The organism is Mycoplasma milvi (assembly GCF_048284715.1).
Classification (GTDB): Bacteria; Bacillota_I; Bacilli_A; order Mycoplasmatales; family Metamycoplasmataceae; genus Mycoplasmopsis.
Map to the genome: position 1 here is coordinate 42,890 of NZ_JBLWAH010000002.1, position 18,103 is coordinate 60,992.

Annotated in this window: 9 protein-coding genes and 1 pseudogene; 1 reads left to right on the top strand and 9 read right to left on the bottom strand. The window is 31.3% G+C overall.

All coding sequences use genetic code 4. The annotated features are described in order from the left end of the window. Nucleotides 1-37 precede the first annotated feature (37 nt). Entirely contained in the window at nucleotides 38-11,041 is an 11,004-nt protein-coding gene (locus ACNQ13_RS00985) for a GDSL-type esterase/lipase family protein (RefSeq protein ID WP_418035456.1), read from the top strand. A 63-nt stretch (nucleotides 11,042-11,104) separates the two neighbouring features. Here ACNQ13_RS00985 and atpC read toward each other — a convergent pair whose 3' ends face one another. From atpC to ACNQ13_RS01030, 9 genes and pseudogenes are all read right to left on the bottom strand, one after another. Continuing rightward, nucleotides 11,105-11,530, bottom strand: coding sequence for an ATP synthase F1 subunit epsilon (gene atpC, locus ACNQ13_RS00990; RefSeq protein WP_416741983.1), 426 nt, complete (start codon nucleotides 11,528-11,530; stop codon nucleotides 11,105-11,107). A 98-nt stretch (nucleotides 11,531-11,628) separates the two neighbouring features. Next, nucleotides 11,629-13,014 (bottom strand): annotated as a pseudogene (atpD, locus tag ACNQ13_RS00995) (F0F1 ATP synthase subunit beta); the annotation flags it as partial. Nucleotides 13,015-13,031: 17 nt separating this feature from the next. Continuing rightward, the gene (gene atpG, locus ACNQ13_RS01000) at nucleotides 13,032-13,892 is read right to left on the bottom strand and encodes an ATP synthase F1 subunit gamma (protein WP_416741982.1); all 861 of its coding nucleotides are present in this window, start codon (nucleotides 13,890-13,892) and stop codon (nucleotides 13,032-13,034) included. After that, nucleotides 13,892-15,484, bottom strand: a complete 1,593-nt coding sequence (atpA, locus tag ACNQ13_RS01005) for a F0F1 ATP synthase subunit alpha (protein ID WP_416741981.1) — start codon at nucleotides 15,482-15,484, stop codon at nucleotides 13,892-13,894. Before atpA ends, atpG begins: the two co-directional genes overlap by 1 nt. Nucleotides 15,485-15,487: 3 nt before the next feature. Beyond that, a complete protein-coding gene (atpH, locus tag ACNQ13_RS01010; RefSeq protein WP_416741980.1) occupies nucleotides 15,488-16,042 on the bottom strand; it encodes an ATP synthase F1 subunit delta in 555 nt (184 codons plus the stop codon). Between the two features lie 4 nt (nucleotides 16,043-16,046). Then, nucleotides 16,047-16,640: a F0F1 ATP synthase subunit B gene (gene atpF, locus ACNQ13_RS01015; RefSeq protein ID WP_416741978.1), complete on the bottom strand. Its 594-nt coding sequence runs from the start codon at nucleotides 16,638-16,640 to the stop codon at nucleotides 16,047-16,049. Nucleotides 16,641-16,653: 13 nt separating this feature from the next. Further along, entirely contained in the window at nucleotides 16,654-16,968 is a 315-nt protein-coding gene (gene atpE, locus ACNQ13_RS01020; RefSeq protein ID WP_416741977.1) for an ATP synthase F0 subunit C, read from the bottom strand. 17 nt (nucleotides 16,969-16,985) lie between these two features. Next, on the bottom strand, nucleotides 16,986-17,756 hold the full coding sequence (locus ACNQ13_RS01025) for a F0F1 ATP synthase subunit A (RefSeq protein WP_416741976.1): 771 nt from the start codon (nucleotides 17,754-17,756) through the stop codon (nucleotides 16,986-16,988). A 17-nt stretch (nucleotides 17,757-17,773) separates the two neighbouring features. Further along, a complete protein-coding gene (locus ACNQ13_RS01030) occupies nucleotides 17,774-17,995 on the bottom strand; it encodes a hypothetical protein (RefSeq protein WP_418018604.1) in 222 nt (73 codons plus the stop codon). Nucleotides 17,996-18,103: the final 108 nt, after the last annotated feature.

The following is an 18,103-nucleotide window of genomic DNA, read 5'->3' on the forward strand; positions in this document are numbered from 1 at the left end:
TTTATAAATAAATAAATACCTATGTAAAGGGGAAATTATGAAGAAAAATAAACTAGTAACATCAACAGCAAGTTTAATTGCTTTTATGGGGGCTAGTGCCTTAACTGTTGCATGTAAGGCACCAGGTTCATCTCGTGGTATTGATGCTTCAGACCCAGTTGGTGACAAATATGGTAATAATCCAGGTGGGCCAACAATTAAGCCAATTGATCCAGGGAAAGAACCACTTCCAGAAGTTAAACCTGAACCAATTCCTGCACCTAATCCAGAAACACCAGCTACTCAACTTAGAGAAGTTTCACCAGTCTTTATTCAAGCTGACCAAAAAATTAAGCTTGTAGCTTTAGGTGACTCAATTACTGCTGGATTTGATGGTGGCCTATTGCAAGACTATCCAGGTCAAATGGTTAATGGACAAATTGAAGGAGCTTCATATCCTGTCTTTTTAGCACAGCTTTTAAATCAAAATAATCGTGTTGAAAGCTTCGGGAACTATGCTGCCTCAGGAGCAAGAGCAATTGATTGAATTATGATGCTTGGAGCCAACTATCAAAACCCATACAGTGATAGTCCAACTTGAGATAAATTAGATCAAACTTTTGCAGGTAGACGTGGATTTGGACAATTTAAAGCTGGGTATGCTCAAGAAGTTGCTAATGATACCATTGCTGCTTTAAAGGATGCTAACTTAGTAACATTAAGTATAGGTGCTAATGACTTTTTCTATTTACTTACTAAGCACTTAACGCAAGCTAATCCAATGCAAATTATTAATGAGTTAAAGAAACCAAATCCGGATTACTTGTTAATTTACAAGTTTGTTAATGATGCAATTAAAGCTACTATTCCAGAAGTTGCCACTCGTGTTAAGATTTTAATTGATCGCATTGCTGAATTAGCTCCTCAAGCTAATATTAACTTAGTAACTTACCCAATGCCTATGTCAGGCCTTAAGAAGTCTTTAGATGACTTTATTCAAAGTTTAATTAAAACCAACCTTCCTCTTGATCCAGTAGTAGTTTTACTTGACCAAATTAACTTACCATTTAAACAAGTTGATGAACTATTAAATCAAGAATTCGGTAATAAAAATCGTGTAAGTATTGTTAATGCTTACAACTCAAAATATTGAAGCTCACATTCAGCTGACTTGTCAGATGTTTATTTTGATATTCACCCTAACACAAATGGATATAAAAAATTAGCACTTGATATGTACCTTAAAATGACTAATCCGAGTGTTAATATTTCTCATTATGATCCTAATTTTGACCTTAATAAAGCCTTTATTGAAAGTGATGCTTTAACTTTAAAATATGAAATTGCTGTTACCCAAAGTCCAGTTGAAGTTATTGGTAATAGTACTCAAGCTTACTTAGAAAAAAGTGATCCTTTCTTAGATAAAATCAATCAAACTCGTTCACCATACAACTATGGTGAAAGATTACTTAGAATGTCACAAACATTCAAAAACATTACTGTAGAAGCTATTTTAGCTCTAACTTCAAGTACTTTCTACAAACAACTAGATCCTGAAGGAAAACTAGCTGAATTAATTTTAGATAGCGAAAATAATGGAGAAAATGGTTTTGAATCAATTATCCAAGAAATCATTGATGAAAAGATCTTACAAAAGATCATGGGTGATTTCCAAGCTGAATTAACCAAACGTAATAAAGCTGGAGTTTTAAAATTAAGCGATATTCCAAACATCTTTATTAGCAATGCTCTAACTGATGATAATTTATTTAGACTGATTAATGCTTTAGCTAAAAGTAACTTTATTAATCACAATAAAGCAGGACTAGCTGATGCATTAACTACAGTGATTGACAACTTATTTAAGAAGAATCAAGACTTTATCGCCCAAGCCATTGTTAAGGGAATTAAACCAACATTAGAAAAAGCTCAAATTGCTGCAAGCGATGTTGAAGGTTTAATTAAAACCATTATTTCTTCTTCACAACTGAATCAAATTATTAACGCTTTAATTAAGACTTTTATTTCAAATTCAGCTCAATTCCAAACTGTTAATAATTATCCTGAGTTAATTAAAGCCTTCTTAAGCGATGAAACAAATATCAAACAAGTAGCTAACTCACTTTCTACTTTTGCTTGAGATATCTTAAATAATCCAACCATTAAAGCTACCTTACAAGATATTGTTTGAAAATTAATTAATCAATATCATGTAAATAGCAACCTTACTCAAGAACAATCCAATGCCTTTATTTCTAGCTTACTTGATAATATCACTCAATTTAAGGGAGATAAAACCGATAAGTTTATTGCTGATTTCATTTCTCAATTCCTAATGGAACTAAGAAATACTGAATTTAATAAGCTTGATATTGCTTTAAATAAAGCCTTTAGAAATGCTTTAAATAATTTACTTGGTAAAGATGATATTCAAGGCAGTCTTTCTCCATACAAAGCAATTAATATCTTAGTTGATTCAAATCTTATCGCTTCAAATAAAGATTTCCTTAAACAATTACTGCACAACGTAATTGAGCAAGCTCCAAATCTCAAACTTGGTAATGTAATTTATTCAGTTCTACCAGCTAGTGCTAAAAGTGTTCTAGCTCAAGATGGATTTATCACATTATTTAATGTTTTAATTAGTAATGAACATTCAAATGCCATCTTAATTAGTGCTCTAGATCATTTAATTGATAACTTTAATACCTTAAAAGATAGCAATGATCTTGGAACCCTAGTTGCTAACATTTTAAAAACTCAAGATTTAGCAACCTTAAAAACTCATTTAAAAGCAATTGGTAATGAATTATTAACTCAAGAATCAATTCAAGATACTATCATTACTCTACTTCGTAAATCATTTGAAAAGATTAAGGAACCAGCAAACATTACTGATAATGAAATCTCTAACTTCTTAAAAGACTTCAGAAGTGAAGGATTTAGCTTTATTAGTCAACTCAAATTTATTGATCCATTAATTGATACACTATTTGACTCCTTAACTAAAATTAAAGATTCAGCTACTCCTTATGTTGAACTAAAAGCCTTACCACAAGCTTTATTAAATTCACTTAAACAAACTGCACTAAGTGATCCATGGGCTCTAGTTGATAAGTTAGCAGATAGTAAGACAATTAATCAAAATAAAGAATTTATCAAAAAACTAGTTAGCTACTTATTTACAAGTCTTAACAAGAACAATGAATTAATCCAACAAATTCATTCATTAGCTCAAAACGCTCTTAATAAAGCAAATATTGAGCAATATGTTGATAAGGGTGAAATTAATGCTTTATTAGATCAAATCTTTAAGCAAAGTCAAATTAATTCCTTTATTCCTGCTTTAGCTAACTATACTATTGACCATATTGACTATATTAAACTAGCTAAAAATCCAAATGAATTACTAGTTAAATTATTTAGTGATGCAACCTTTAAAGAATTAATTAAAAATCAAATTCAACCTATTATTCCTCAACTTGTGCCTAACTTTAAGGCACCAAAAACAATCTTCAAACTTGTTAAGTATCTAGCTCAAAGCAATAATATTAAGCTAGAAGCCAAGTATGATGGAGTTATTGAAAAACTTATTTCAAATGCTCTTGATAACATTTGAAATAAAGACAAGATTGTCTCTCTTATTAATTCACTACTAGAACAAGCTATCCAAACTAGTGATGTCAATGCCTTTGTTAAGTCTTTACCTAACCTAATTAAAGATAATGTAGAAATCAATGCATTTAACTTAGTCAAAGGCTTATTAGTAGTTCCTCTTGATAAGAATGAATTAGAAATATATGCACAATTATTAAATTCATTATTTGCTCAAGCTCAAGAACTAGCCAAAAGCAATGAGCCAAACATTTTAACTAAATTACTTGCAAAAATTTCACTGCCAGAGAGCTTAAAAGAATATAACATTCAAGCTAGTGATATAGCTAAATTTGTAATTAGAATCTTACAATCTAACTCATTAAATAAATTAGCTAATGCTATTACAAGTAGTGTAATTAGTAACCAAGAAGCTTTAAATAAAGCAACTAACTTTAAAGAATTAGGATTAGTCTTCCTTAAAGATGCTACATTTATTGAGCAAATTAAACAAGTTGCACTAAGAATATTTGCTAAATATAATGAAGTTCCTGAATTTGCTATTGCAAAGAATGCGTTTGTTTCAATTGCTGCCAAAGTTTTAAGCACAAATGAACAAACAGCGTGAATTTTCGCTCATCAAAATGATGATCAAAATACAGAACTAAAAGCTTTACTTGGTTCAGCTTATGATTTATTAATTAAATCTCAAGATAAACTAAATATTATTGAAATCTTATTCAGCGGAATAGAAAAATTTGCCAACGATGGTAATGTAACAACATATGCTTCACTTGGTAAATATATAGCTAATGAATTTGCTGACTTATTTAAGGGAGCAAACCTTGAAACTAATGTAATTAAGTTATTACATCTTTTTGGAGATAGCTTACTTAAACAACATGCTACCTATCTAAAACAAATTATTACAAATGTATATAACAAGATAGCAACTGATGATGGTTTCATTGATCAAATCTATCAATTATTGCCTCAAAATATTAAAGATTTAGTGGCTAAATACGCAACTAAAGAAAATATTACAACTGTTGTTAAATTTATCTTTAATAATGAAAATATCAAAGCAATCTTTACTAAACAATTATCAAATGTATTAGCTGCTTATGGAAGCTTTGAAAACATCAATAGTTTTAATGATCTACTTAAAGTAACCTTTGGAGCTGTTGACTTCAAGACAATTAGTAGCAATGTAACTAACTTTGTAACTGCTTTCTTTGCCGATAATAAAGTTAAAGAAGCTCTAATTAGCATACTTGATAAAGTAGCTCAAGATAAAATTGAATACATCTATACTCAAGGAATAAAAGGAAATAACAACCTAACTAAAGAATTTATTACTTCTGTAGTAAATAACTTCTTACCATTAGTTAAAGAACTTAACTTATATGATAGTATGCTTCAAGTGCTATTTGATAGCTTAGAACAAGCTAAAAGTGCAAGTGATATTACTAGTGAAATTAAAGCTATTGGGCCTAAATTATTAGCTGTACTATCAACTGAATTTAAGAAAGATCCAAGTGCCTTTATTAATAAAATCTCAGCTTCACCAATTATTACTAATAATAATGAGTACTTAAAATTAGTTGCTAAAATTTTAGTAACTAAATACATTAAGTCACCTGAACTTATTTCTCTAATTAATAAACAAATTCAAAATAATGAAGCAAAAATTACTCCTTATACAACAGTTGAACACTTACAAGCTCTAGTTGATAAATTGCTTAATGATAGCAATACTCTAGTAGTACTTATAGATGCAATTGAAGCTGGTTTAAGCCTTAAAGATTTAGGTGAAATTGTAACTAACCCTATGGCAGGAAGCTATCAATTAGTTAAAAATTCAAACTTATTTGCTCACTCACTTGAACTTTCTAAATTTATTAAACTTGTTTTAAATAGCGAAACACTTACTGATTTACTTGAAAACTTTATTAATAAGTTCCTAATTAGTAAAAACGTCTTTACACCAGAAAATACATTCCCACGTGAATTCTATAGTGGAGTTAGAAAAACTTTAGTTGCTTTACTTGAACAAGATCCAAGTTTATTAAATAAATTTTTCACTTTAGCTAAAGAACAATTGCCAAATAGCAATTCTTGAATTGATTTAGTAACAAATATAGCTCCTAAATTAGGTTCATTAGTTAATTTAAGTGACTTCGCTTTTGTTAAAACAATTCTTAATTCAGACGTTTGAGCCTACAGTGATAAGCTTAATGTCTTTGTAGATCGTGTCTTTAATAGTGATACAGCTAATGGTTTATATGATACTTATGCAGGTAAACTAGTAGCATACTTACCAATAGAAAAAATTGCTGCAAAATTAAACATTACAGATCAAGATAAAATTAATCAATTATTTAATAAGTTAATTGTTTCAAAACAATTTAAGACCATCTTACATGAAACAATTAAAGCTATTGTAACTAATGCTAACAATACAGCTCATCCAGAATTATCATTAAATGCTGCAAATAACTACAATGATCTAGTTAGAATCTTAGTAAGCAATGATGCTTTTATTGCTAAAATTAAGCCTCAAGTATTAGAAATTATTTCACAAGCAATTAATCAATTTGGTGTTCTAGATGTCTTAAAAGATATTATTACTCAAGCAATTAAGAATGAAAAAGTTGCCTTTGTCTTTAAAGATATTGAACCTGATAGAATTGATAGCTTAATTAGCAACATTTTAAGTCTTTACGATATAGTTGATACTAACTTTGGTATCTCAAACTTACTATTTGAAACTGTAATCAGCTATATGAAGCTACATGGTGCTAACTTTAGTAAGTTAAATATTGGTGCAGCTTTAAGTTCATTATTTAAAGATAAAATTGCTCATGATGCTAACCATGAATTCGAAGCTAAAATTGTTAAGACATTTGCAAGCATTTCAGGTTCAAAACTATTTAGTGAAAACAAACCTGAAATCTTACAAATATTGCAAAATATCTTTGGAAACTTAAGTCAAGAAGCTGAATTAAGTGATCCAGAAATAGTTGCCCTTTATGGAGATAGAGGTCCTAAAAAAGCAATTGAATTAACACATTCAATTCTTAAATTAATTCCTCAAGCAACACTTGAAAAGATTTATAGCTTTGTAGACAAACAAGACTTTGAAAAGTTCTTTGTCTTTGTGTTAACAAACCAAAACTTCCAAGGTGTAGTAACAAAAAGCATTAATAACTTAATTGAAAACATGGATCAATTCAGCTCTGTAACTTCATATGCTGATATTATTAAGAAAGTTGTAACTCTAGTTGATCTGGACTCATTAAGAAGTGATTTAATAGGCTTTATTAATGATTTACTAACTAACCAAAGTGTTCAACATATTGCTCAAAATGCCTTAATTAAAGGCCTAAAAACACTTGGAGTAGATACTGATTCTTACTCTGAAGAAAAACTAGCAACTATTAAAGCTTTAAGTCAAAACCTTAAACCATTATTAGATAAAGTTGAATTAATTAATGAAACAATCAATATTGTGTTTGAAGGATTAAAAGCAGCTGGAAATGAGACAGATTCAACTCAGGTAATTGCTAAATTTGCTTTAATCCCTCAACAAATTACTCATTTGATTGATGAAAAAGTCAAAAAAGACCCTCTTGCTTTTGTTAACAAAATTCTTAATCTTGAGTTTATTAAGCCTCATTACACAAGCTATATTGAAATCATGCAAGATGTGGTATTTGCCTTAATCAAGTCAGGTAAATTACAAAACATCGTAACTCAACAAATTACTTCACTAAATAGCAAGCTATTTGAATACGTAGATAGACAGCATTTTGCTAACTTAATTAACTTTATTTTAGGTGAAGTAACCACACAAAATGATCAAGTTTCAGTAGCTCAAAATGAAGATATTTTAACTTTATTAGCTGCTTACTTTAACTTAATTAAGGAACCTAATTTCCTTCAAGATGGTGATAGCCTAAAATTAGACCCTAATAAGTTTATTGCAGTATTAAAGAATGAACAGTTCCAACAACAAGCTAAAAATAGCTTAAAATCAATTCTAAATCGTGTATTAGCTTCTAAACAATTTAGCCAAGTTGTTGTAGATGCAACTAATGCAGCTGCTAAAATCTTCCGCATTGATTTAGGTACTGTAGATCGTGATAAATTAACACAAGATCTCTTATCAGATACAATCAAATGACTTGAAAGTACAAAATCATTAGATGCAGTATTAAATGCTTTAATCAATACAGCAGTACAATTTGCTAATAATGAAAGCAAACCTTGAAAAGAAAGAGCTTCATTAGCTGTTAAAGACTTATCTAGTCAACTATTAAAAATCTTTAACTTCAAGAAATATAAATTTATTCAAGCCTTCTTTGAACAAGCAAATAACTTACCAAAGAACAAAGATGCAATCATTAAACTAGTTGATATTATCTATGATGATATTTCTAAACGTGATGATGTAATTTACCAAATTATCACTATTTCAGGACTAAATAAATATCTTGATAAATTTGACTTAAAATACGATCTTGCTAATAAAGATATTAATGCAGATGCTAAGTCAGGTGAAATTATTGAATTAATCAAAGAAGTCTTAAACTTGCCACAAGCCAAAGCCTTCATACATGTAGTCTTAGAAGATGTTTTATCACAAGAAAACTGAGATAAATTTGCTCAAATTAAACTACCAGCCAACTATCAAGAAGGCGATCAGGCAACAGCTCAAGATGATGAAGCTTACTCAAAATTAATTCAGGCCTTAGTTTCTGACCCTAAATTTAAGCAAGCAGCTGTTAGTGCTATTAGAAACTGAATTTATCAAATTAATAAGAGTGATAACTTTGTCAAGATTCTTTCAAAAGTATTACATAAAGTACTTACAACTCTAGATGTTAGCTCATTTAGTGGCAAATTACCTCTAATTAGTCAAAATAAAGGTACCGATACAATTCCAGCACCCGAAATTACTTCAATGAAGTTTGCTCAATTATTTGATGGAATCACAAATCCAGAACCTTTATTAGCAGTCTTGATAAATAATCTAAGTGAATTTGATACCAACTTAGATTTAATTCCTCAATTATTGGATAGCTTAATTGAATTAGTCAAGGACAATGGCTTAAACATTTCAACCAGTGACTTTACCAACAAGCTTCTAGCTCTTGGAAAATCAATTTACAGTAATCCTAACTTCCAAGCTAAAGTGCTCGAATCACTTAAAACAAATGCTTTAGCTGTTAAAGAAAAGAACTTACAACAAGATGTATACACATTCTTTAGAAATGTAACTAAGTTTGCTACCTCAAATATTTCAATTGGAACTATTGCTTGAAATCTTATTCCTCAAGATAATGCTACAATTGTTAAAATTAAACAAACTTTAAATATTAATGATGAAGAGTTCCATACTATAGGACTAAACTTTAAATTCTTTATCGATCAATTAATGAACAATGATCGAATTCCTGGTTTAGTTGAAAATATTTCAAAATGATATTTAGAAAATCCAAATCAAATTGAAGGAATTACAGATTGATTTAACGGATTACAAAAATATCTAAATGTCAAAGAAAATGAACAAGCTACATCAAAAGCAATTATTGACTTACTCAAATCAGTACTCAATGATAATCAATATGCAAGAAACATTGCTCATTTACTTGTAAATAAAGCTCTTGTATTTGCTGGATTAGACTATAGTACTGATACACAAGGTAAGCAACGTCTTGATAAGATGGTTAACTTATTTGTTGATAATCTTGGAACCTTATTTGAAGAAACAGATATGTTTAAATCAATTATTGGTTCAATTGTTAACACAATTAAATCTGCTAATGGATTTAAAGACTTTACTTCTAAAGTTGGCCTTGCAATCTTCAATGGACTTGAATTTACAGAATTTAAGACAGCTAAAAAATTCCTGAAAGCAAGTCTAATTGTTAATAATAAAGATGATATTGTTAATATTACTCAAGAATTAATCACTAAACTACTTACTAGCTCAGCAAATGGTAAGAAAGGTAAAATTGAAGAGCTTATCCATACCTTTAATGTTGGAAATATGCTACTAGATGCCTTAATGCCAAAAGAAAAACAAGCTGAATTATCTTCAGAAAATCGTGCTAAAATTACAGCTTCAATTAATGATATGCTAGTTGAAGCAGTAGCTCAACCTGGACTAGCTAACTTATTAATTACCTTACTAAAAGATATCTTTGATCGAGCAGATGTATATACAAATGATCAACACAACTCATATTCTTCAATGTTAAGCGAATTATTTAATTCACCTAAATCAGAAGAAATTAAGAAAGATATTAAAGATTGATTTACAGCTATCTTATCAAACAGAGATAACATTATCTCTAAAGGTGTCGCAGTTATCTTACAAAATGTTTTATCTAACTCATTAAAGATTGACTTTAGCTCGCAAAAAGATTACAACCTATTGCAAAACGTCGCTAGTGGCCTATTTAAAACTATAGTAGGATCACCTGAATTAGATCAAGCTGTTAATGGCATTTACCAACGTATTAAAGAAACTCGCTTTGAACAAAGTCCAAACCGGATGAAAGATTTAACCAATGCAATTATTAAGGGTGCTTTAAGTGTTATTACGACTGAAGATGGAAATAACATTTCACTTGGTAAGATACTAGACAAAAATGAATTCCTAGCTAAATTGCTTGAAAATATTGGTGCTGATAATTACGTTACATTAATTAATCGTCTCTTTGAATCAAGCTCACTTGAAAACAATACTGGAATGTACAAGATTATTAAAGGAGTCTTAAATATTCCAACAGAAAATAATGCTGCTAGAAGTGCAATTGAACCTACTGAACCGGGTGAAACTCGTGCTGATGAAGGATTACAAAATCAACTTAAATTTGGATTCAAAGTGGACGTTAGCCTCTTTAGCGTACCTGGTAAATTCAAGGCTTTAATTAAAGCTTTATATTACCCATTATTCAAATATCAAATGTCACAAGTTATGTCTGATAAGGTAGATGTAACTGGAGTGCAATATGTAAAATCAGAAGGATACAAAGCTATGTATCGTTTAACAGCTACTCTACTTCTTTTAGTCAAAGAAAAAGGAAATGTTGGTAGTGTATTCTGAAACTGATCAGGAATCTCAATTGAAGGATTCTATAGAGATGGAATGGGTGATGCTTACAATGCTATGAAGGATGAAATACCTGGCTTTGATAGTATTCCATCTGATAAACGTGTAGCTATGGGTGCTCAAAAATATAATACAAAATACAACAAAGAATTTATCTTTGGAAACACCTCTTCAGGAACTAACCTAAACAATTACTGATCAGATCAATTATTAGTTTATGTTTGATGATTTGGTGATAAGAGTGCTATGGATAAATACAGCGATCCTAAAGTAACTATTCAACAATCATACTTTGAAGCTTTAAAACGTGGATACTTAATTCCATTTGGTACTAAATTAAAATAATGCTAAGCCTTAGGGCTTAGTTTTTTTAAAGGCATAATAAAAGTAGCCCATAGGCTACCATTATTATTTATTGAAATTATTGTATGCATCAATTTTGAGAAGAGCTTTTTTCAACTTGGTTTCAAGTTTAAGTTTATCAATAGAATCATTGTGTGAGGCTTCTTCAAGTTGACGAAGCACATTGTCTCTATCTTTAAGAGCTCTTTGAACATCAATATTTTTAACATTTATAATATCATCAGTTATGATATTGATTTTATTAGCATCAGCATAAACTAATCCACCACCAATATAGCATTTAATGGTATCTGGATGATTATCTCATCCAATGGTTAAGTTACCTATTTCAATGTTAGAAAAGAGTGGTGTACGTCCAGCTTGAAGACCAATGTAACCTGAAGCTGTCTTCAAGGTTACAATGTTTACATCACCTTCATAGAAAATTCCACTTGGTACTGTAATAATTAAATGTACGTTATTTTCGCTCATTATTGTCCATTAGCTTCGCTTTTTGTTGCATCAGCTTGGATTTCTTGATCTTCTACGCTGTTTGCTTCTGCTGCTTCAAGCTTAGTTTCTTTGTGTAGCTTGTTGTAACGTTCAATAACATCATTAATGCTTCCTGCATATCTAAAGATATCTTCTGGATAATCATCCAATTCACCTGAAAGAATAACTTTAAAACTTCTAATTGTTTCAGTTAAAGGAACATATTGTCCCTTAATACCTGAGAATTTTTCAGCAACTGTAAATGGTTGTGATAAGAAGTTTCTAATTCTTCTGGCTCTGGCAACTATTTTCTTATCTTCTTCAGATAATTCACCCATACCAAGGATAGCAATAATGTCTTGTAATTCTTTGAATCTTTGTAAGATAGCAACAACTTCTTGTGCTACATTGTAGTGTTCTTGACCAACAATTAATGGATCTAGTAATCTAGATGATGAGTTAAGTGGGTCAATAGCTGGGTAAATACCAAGCGCTGCAATGCTACGATCAAGAACTGTTTTAGCATCCAAGTGAGTGAAGGTTGTGGCAGGAGCTGGGTCAGTTAAGTCATCAGCTGGCACATAAACAGCTTGTACTGATGTAATTGATCCTCTACGTGTAGAAGTAATTCTTTCTTGAAGTGCACCCATTTCAGTTGCAAGTGTTGGTTGGTAACCAACAGCTGAAGGCATACGTCCAAGTAGGGCAGAAACTTCTGATCCAGCTTGGGTAAATCTAAAGATGTTGTCAATGAATAAAAGCACATCTTGGTTTTGTTTATCTCTGAAATATTCAGCCATTGTTAGCCCTGTTAGAGCTACCCGCATACGTGCCCCAGGTGGTTCATTCATTTGACCAAAGACTAGAGCTGTTTTATCTAAAACTCCAGCTGCTTTCATTTCATGGTAAAGGTCATTTCCTTCACGGGTTCTTTCCCCAACCCCAGCGAAAACTGAAAGACCATTGTGTTCTGTAGCAATGTTGTTAATTAATTCTTGAACAAGAACTGTTTTACCAACTCCGGCACCACCAAATAGACCAATCTTTCCTCCCTTAGCATATGGGATTAAAAGGTCAATAACTTTAATCCCTGTTTCTAAGATTTCAGAAGATGTTTTTTGTTCTTCATATGATGGAGAAGGAGCGTGAATTGGAGCTTTTTCAACGTTCTTTGGAAAGTCCATATTGTCAATTGGATCCCCAAGCACATCAAACATTCTTCCAAGCACTTCATTTCCTACAGGCACTTCAATTGGAGCACCTGTATCAAGTACTTTCATTCCTCTTTGAAGCCCGTTAGTTGATACCATTGAAATAGTTCTAGCGGTATCATCCCCAATGTGTTGAGCAACTTCGAATGTGAATTTTTGCCCTTCGTATTCTAAAGTTAAAGCATTAAGTAAGTGAGGTAATTTACCTTCGTCGAATCTAACGTCGACAACAGGTCCTAGAATTTGTACTATTGTACCTTCGTTTTTAACCATAATTATCCTCCTTTTTATTATGTAGCATCTGCACCAGCTACGATCTCATTAATTTCTTGAGTAATGTTGCTTTGACGCTTACGGTTGTATTGTAATCTTAGGTCTTTGATTAAATCGTCAGCGTTCTTTGTAGCATTTTCCATAGCATTTCTACGAGAAGCCATTTCAGAAATTTTTGAACTTGTTCCAAGCCCAAATACCATACTTGCTAAGTAAAGTGGAATTGAGTTTTTAAGCACCACTTCTGAGTTTGGTTCAAATTCAATTGTAGCATTAGCTTGTTGTTTAGCTTCCTTCTTTTCAGGAATATCAAATGGGAAAAGCTTAATTACTACAGCTTCTTGTAATATGTTGTTAATAAATTCTGTGTAATAGAAGAAAACATTAGCAATCTTTTTGTTTTGATATAAATCCAATGCTTTCTTAGCTATTAGTGTTCCAATTTCATAAGAAACTGATTCGCCAATTTCAAGATATTTCAGCACAATTTGTTCACTTGCACCCATCGATTGAATCATTGAGTAACCTTTTAAACCAATTACAATAATTTTGTCTTCTGGTTTAAGTTTAGTTTTAAGCAACTTAATGATGTTGTGGTTATAAGAACCACAAAGACCTAGGTCAGAGGTCATAACAATATGTAAGTCAGCTTTCACTTCTTTATTTTCAGGGAAAATATTAAAGAAATCTCTTGGTTCAACATGGGAGATTAATTCATCAAAAGTATCTTTTAATGAATTTAAATAAGCATCAACACTAGCAAACTCATTTCTAATTCTTCTTAATTTAGCAGTAGAAACAAGTTGCATAGCATTGGTAATTTTACGTGTGTTAGTAACAACTGAAATTCTATTTTTTAAACTGTTTAAGTTAGCCATTATTTATCTTCTTTAGTTTCTTCAACTAGATATTTACTTGGAAATGCTTTGTACATTTTTGGATCGTAGTTAGGAATACCTACAATAATATCTTTAACTATCTTAATTAATGCTTGTTCAATGAGCTTATAGTTTTCTTCGCTTATTTTTCCTGTATTAACGATGTCAGCATATAGTTTAATTCCTTCTGAATCGTTTCTTAAGTAAGCAAGTACATTATCACGGTAATCGTGGATGTATTCAGCTGGAAGTGGGTTAATAATTCTTTCTTTAACCCCAACTAAGATGATTGCTTGTGCAGGTTGAGAAATAGCAAAGTATTGTTCTTGTTTTAATAATTCGTAAACTTTTGCCCCGTGTTCTAGAATGGTTTTAGTTGAGTCATCAAGATCTGAACCAAATTGAGCAAAAGCTTGCATTTCATTATATTGAGCGAGTTCAAGTTTTAATGAACCAACAACTTGCTTCATAGCTTTAATTTGCACAGCTGATCCAACACGAGAAACTGAGAAGCCAATATCAACAGCAGGTCTTTGACCAGAGTTGAATAAAGCTTCTTTAGTAAAGATTTGACCATCTGTAATGGAAATAACGTTTGTAGGGATATAAGCAGAGATATCACCTTGTTGTGTTTCAATAATTGGAAGGGCAGTAATTGAACCACCTCCATTAGCTTTGTTTAATCTAGCTGCACGTTCAAGTAATTGAGAGTGTAGGTAGAAAACGTCTCCAGGATAAGCTTCACGTCCAGGTGGACGACGAAGAAGTAGTGAGAGTGTTCTATATGCAATAGCATGTTTTGATAAGTCATCATACACTATTAAAACGTCTTCTCCACGAGACATTCAATATTCAGCAATAGTTACCCCTGTATATGGAGCAATGTATTGTTGAGGTGCAAGTTCACTAGCTCCGGCTACAACGATTGTTGTATAGTCTAAAGCACCGAACTCATTTAATTTATTTACAATTTGTGCAACTGTTGAATTCTTTTGTCCAACTGCAACATAAACACATTTAACATTTTTATCTTTTTGGTTGATAATTGTGTCAATTGCAATTGCAGTTTTACCAGTTTGTCTATCTCCGATGATTAATTCACGTTGTCCCTTACCAATCGGGATCATAGTATCAATTGCAATGATACCAGTTTCAAGAGGCTGATTAACTTCTTCACGTGTCATAACACCAGGTGCAACTTTAAAAATTTCACTAGTTACTGTATTAGTAATTGGTCCTTTACCATCAATTGGTTGACCTAGAGCATTAACTACACGCCCAAGTAAAGCATCACCAACGTTAACAGAAATAACTTTTCCAGTTCTTTTTACTGTATAACCTTCAGATACTGAGTTGGCATCACCAAAAAGAGCAACCCCAACTGTTTCTTCTTCAAGGTTAAGAGCTAAACCATAAACACCATTTTGGAATTCAACGATTTCACTATTACGAACTTTATTAAGTCCTGAAACAACAGCGATACCATCACCAATTGAGATAACTTGACCAATTTCTGATCTATCTGCAGTTTTACCCATGTTTTCGATACGATCTTTGATAATTGCAGATATGTCATCTAATCTAATAGCCATCTATTACACCTCCTTTTCATTTTCTTTTTTAATAATTTCATTTTTGATTTTTGTTAAATCATGTAATAAGTTCATTTCTAAAACTTCAGTTTTTGAAATGATTTGGATTCCACTAATCAAGTTAGGATCAACTTCATTTTTTAGCACAACAGTTCTCCGTGTAACACTTTGAACTTTTTGTCTAATCGCATCAAGTTGTTCCTCTGATAATGGAAAAGCAGAACGGACGATAGCGAACCGAATTTTTAATTCGTTATTTGATAACTTTAAGTACTCAATTATAATTTTGACAATGTAAGAAGTCATTCTTCTTTGAACAATTACTTTTAATGTATTACTAATAATAATATCGAAATCTTTAAAGGCCAAATCAATAGTCTTAAATCTTTCTTCTTCACTAATTAAGTCATTTCCAAGATATGTAGCAAATTTAGGGTTTGTTACAAAGACTTCTTTAACTGCTTCAAATTGAGGCTGAATTTCCTTAAATTTATCTTGCTCTTTAACTAAATCATATATTGCTACAGCATATGCTGAAACATTTCTTTTTACATACATCTAATTAAAGTTCCTCAGGGGATTTGTTTGAATTTAAAAACTTATCAATAATTTCGGTTTGCGTTTCAGGAGTAATTTCTCTCTTTAGAATCTTTTCTGCTAAGTCTGTGGCAACTGTCACAATGTATTTTTTGGCATTTGAATCAAATTCACGTTTTTGTGAAGCAATATCTTGAGATGTTTCTTCAAGTAAACGTTTTGATTCTGCCTTAGCTTTTTCAGTATATGAATGTGATACTTCGCTAGCTTTTATTTTTGCTTTAGTTATTATAATATCAGCTTGCTTGTGCGCTTCTTGAAGTTTATTATTAGCTTCAAGTTTAGCTTTTTGACTTAATTCTTTTTCCTTGATAGAATCATCAATGTTACCTTGAATAAAGTCAGCTCTTCTTTTCATCATTTTCTTAACTGGTTTATATAATAATCAAGTTAAAATAGCGAAAACAATAGCAAAGGCAAGTATTGTTGCAATCATCATTGGGACACTTGGAATTAAATTTGCGAATTTTTCAGTAATCCCATCTTTTGCTGCATGTGGTTGATCTATTGCATAGTTTCTAGCAGCAAATGTTACAACGTTAGAAATAGTATTAATCATTGTAGTCTACTTACTATTTTAAGAATAGTAATAATAAAGCAACGATGAAAGCATAAATAGCAGCAGTTTCAGCAATCCCAGCACCGATAATTAACATAAGACGAATTTTAGATTCAGCTTCTGGATTTCTACCAACAGCTTCTGCAGCTTTACCAGCAGCATATCCTTGTCCAATTCCTGTTCCAAGAACACCAATTGCAGCAAGTCCAGCTCCAAGTGCAGCTAGTCCAGTTGTTAATGAACTACCTGATGTAGCAGCTTCTTTAACTGTATCTGCTTGTGAAGCATTTGCAGCTGTATCTAATAATTTTGTAACTGTTTCAATCATGTTATTCTCCTTTTATTTTAGTATATAGCTTGTAGAGAAGTTCATTCCTCAGCTTTTTCACTTAATGTTTCTTTAGCCTTTTTATCTTTCTTGCTTCCTTCTGCTCCAGAAGCTTCTACCACTCAGTAAACTGTAGTTAGTAGAGTAAAGATATATGCTTGTAAGGTTGACCCAAACAAGTCGAAATAGAAGTGGAGTGCAGGTGATACTAATAAGGCTAAAAAGTATCACTCATGGTTACCAGCTCCTATTCCAGGAATTAAAGTTCAAAAGTATCCAAATAGTGAGTAAACTAAGAAAATAACTGTAGTTCCACCTATAACATTTCCATAAATACGGAAACTTAAGGAAATAAGAGGCGAAACTTTTCCTGGTAAATCTAATGGATTTAGAAAACTCTTTAAGTATCTAACTTTTTGATAAATAGCACCAACTATAAAAATTCCAAGTCAGCTCATTAAAGCTAAGGTGAATGGAATTGAATATGAGGTTACAATCGGTTCAAGACCTATCATAGCTGTTAGATTACCAACAAGTATGAATGTAGCTAATGTAAAGATATATAGACGTGATTTTTGAATCTTATCGCCACCTGTTGTGTCATCAAAAGTATTGTCTATCAAGCAAACATAAGCTTCAGCAATTTGTGCAACACCTTTTGGTGCTTGATCTTCTTTGACACGACTAACTTTAACATAGACAATTATGCTTATTGTTAAAATAACAACAACAGTAACTACTAAAGAAAGTAATTGTGGCTGGTTTCAAGCCATAAAGTCCATTTTCATAACAAGCCTCCTTCCTTTTATTTATTCAAACTTAGTGTAATTTGTGCAAGCACAATTGCAACAAAGCTTGTGAGCAGACCACCCAAAAATGCAAATAAATTAATTGGACGATCAATCATTTGCAATAAGGTGTAAGGTTTGTCTATTTTAGGTTCTAGATGTTCTAAATGTGAACAGTTTATTGTAATCATTAAATAAATGATTAAAGCAACTATTGCGAAATATAATGTTGTTTTCAAAATAAAAAGTGCATACAATTTTATTTTCTTATTTCTAAGTACGAAATAAGAAAATATTCAATTTAATTTAAAAAAGACATACATTAATAGAGCACCTAATGCATATCC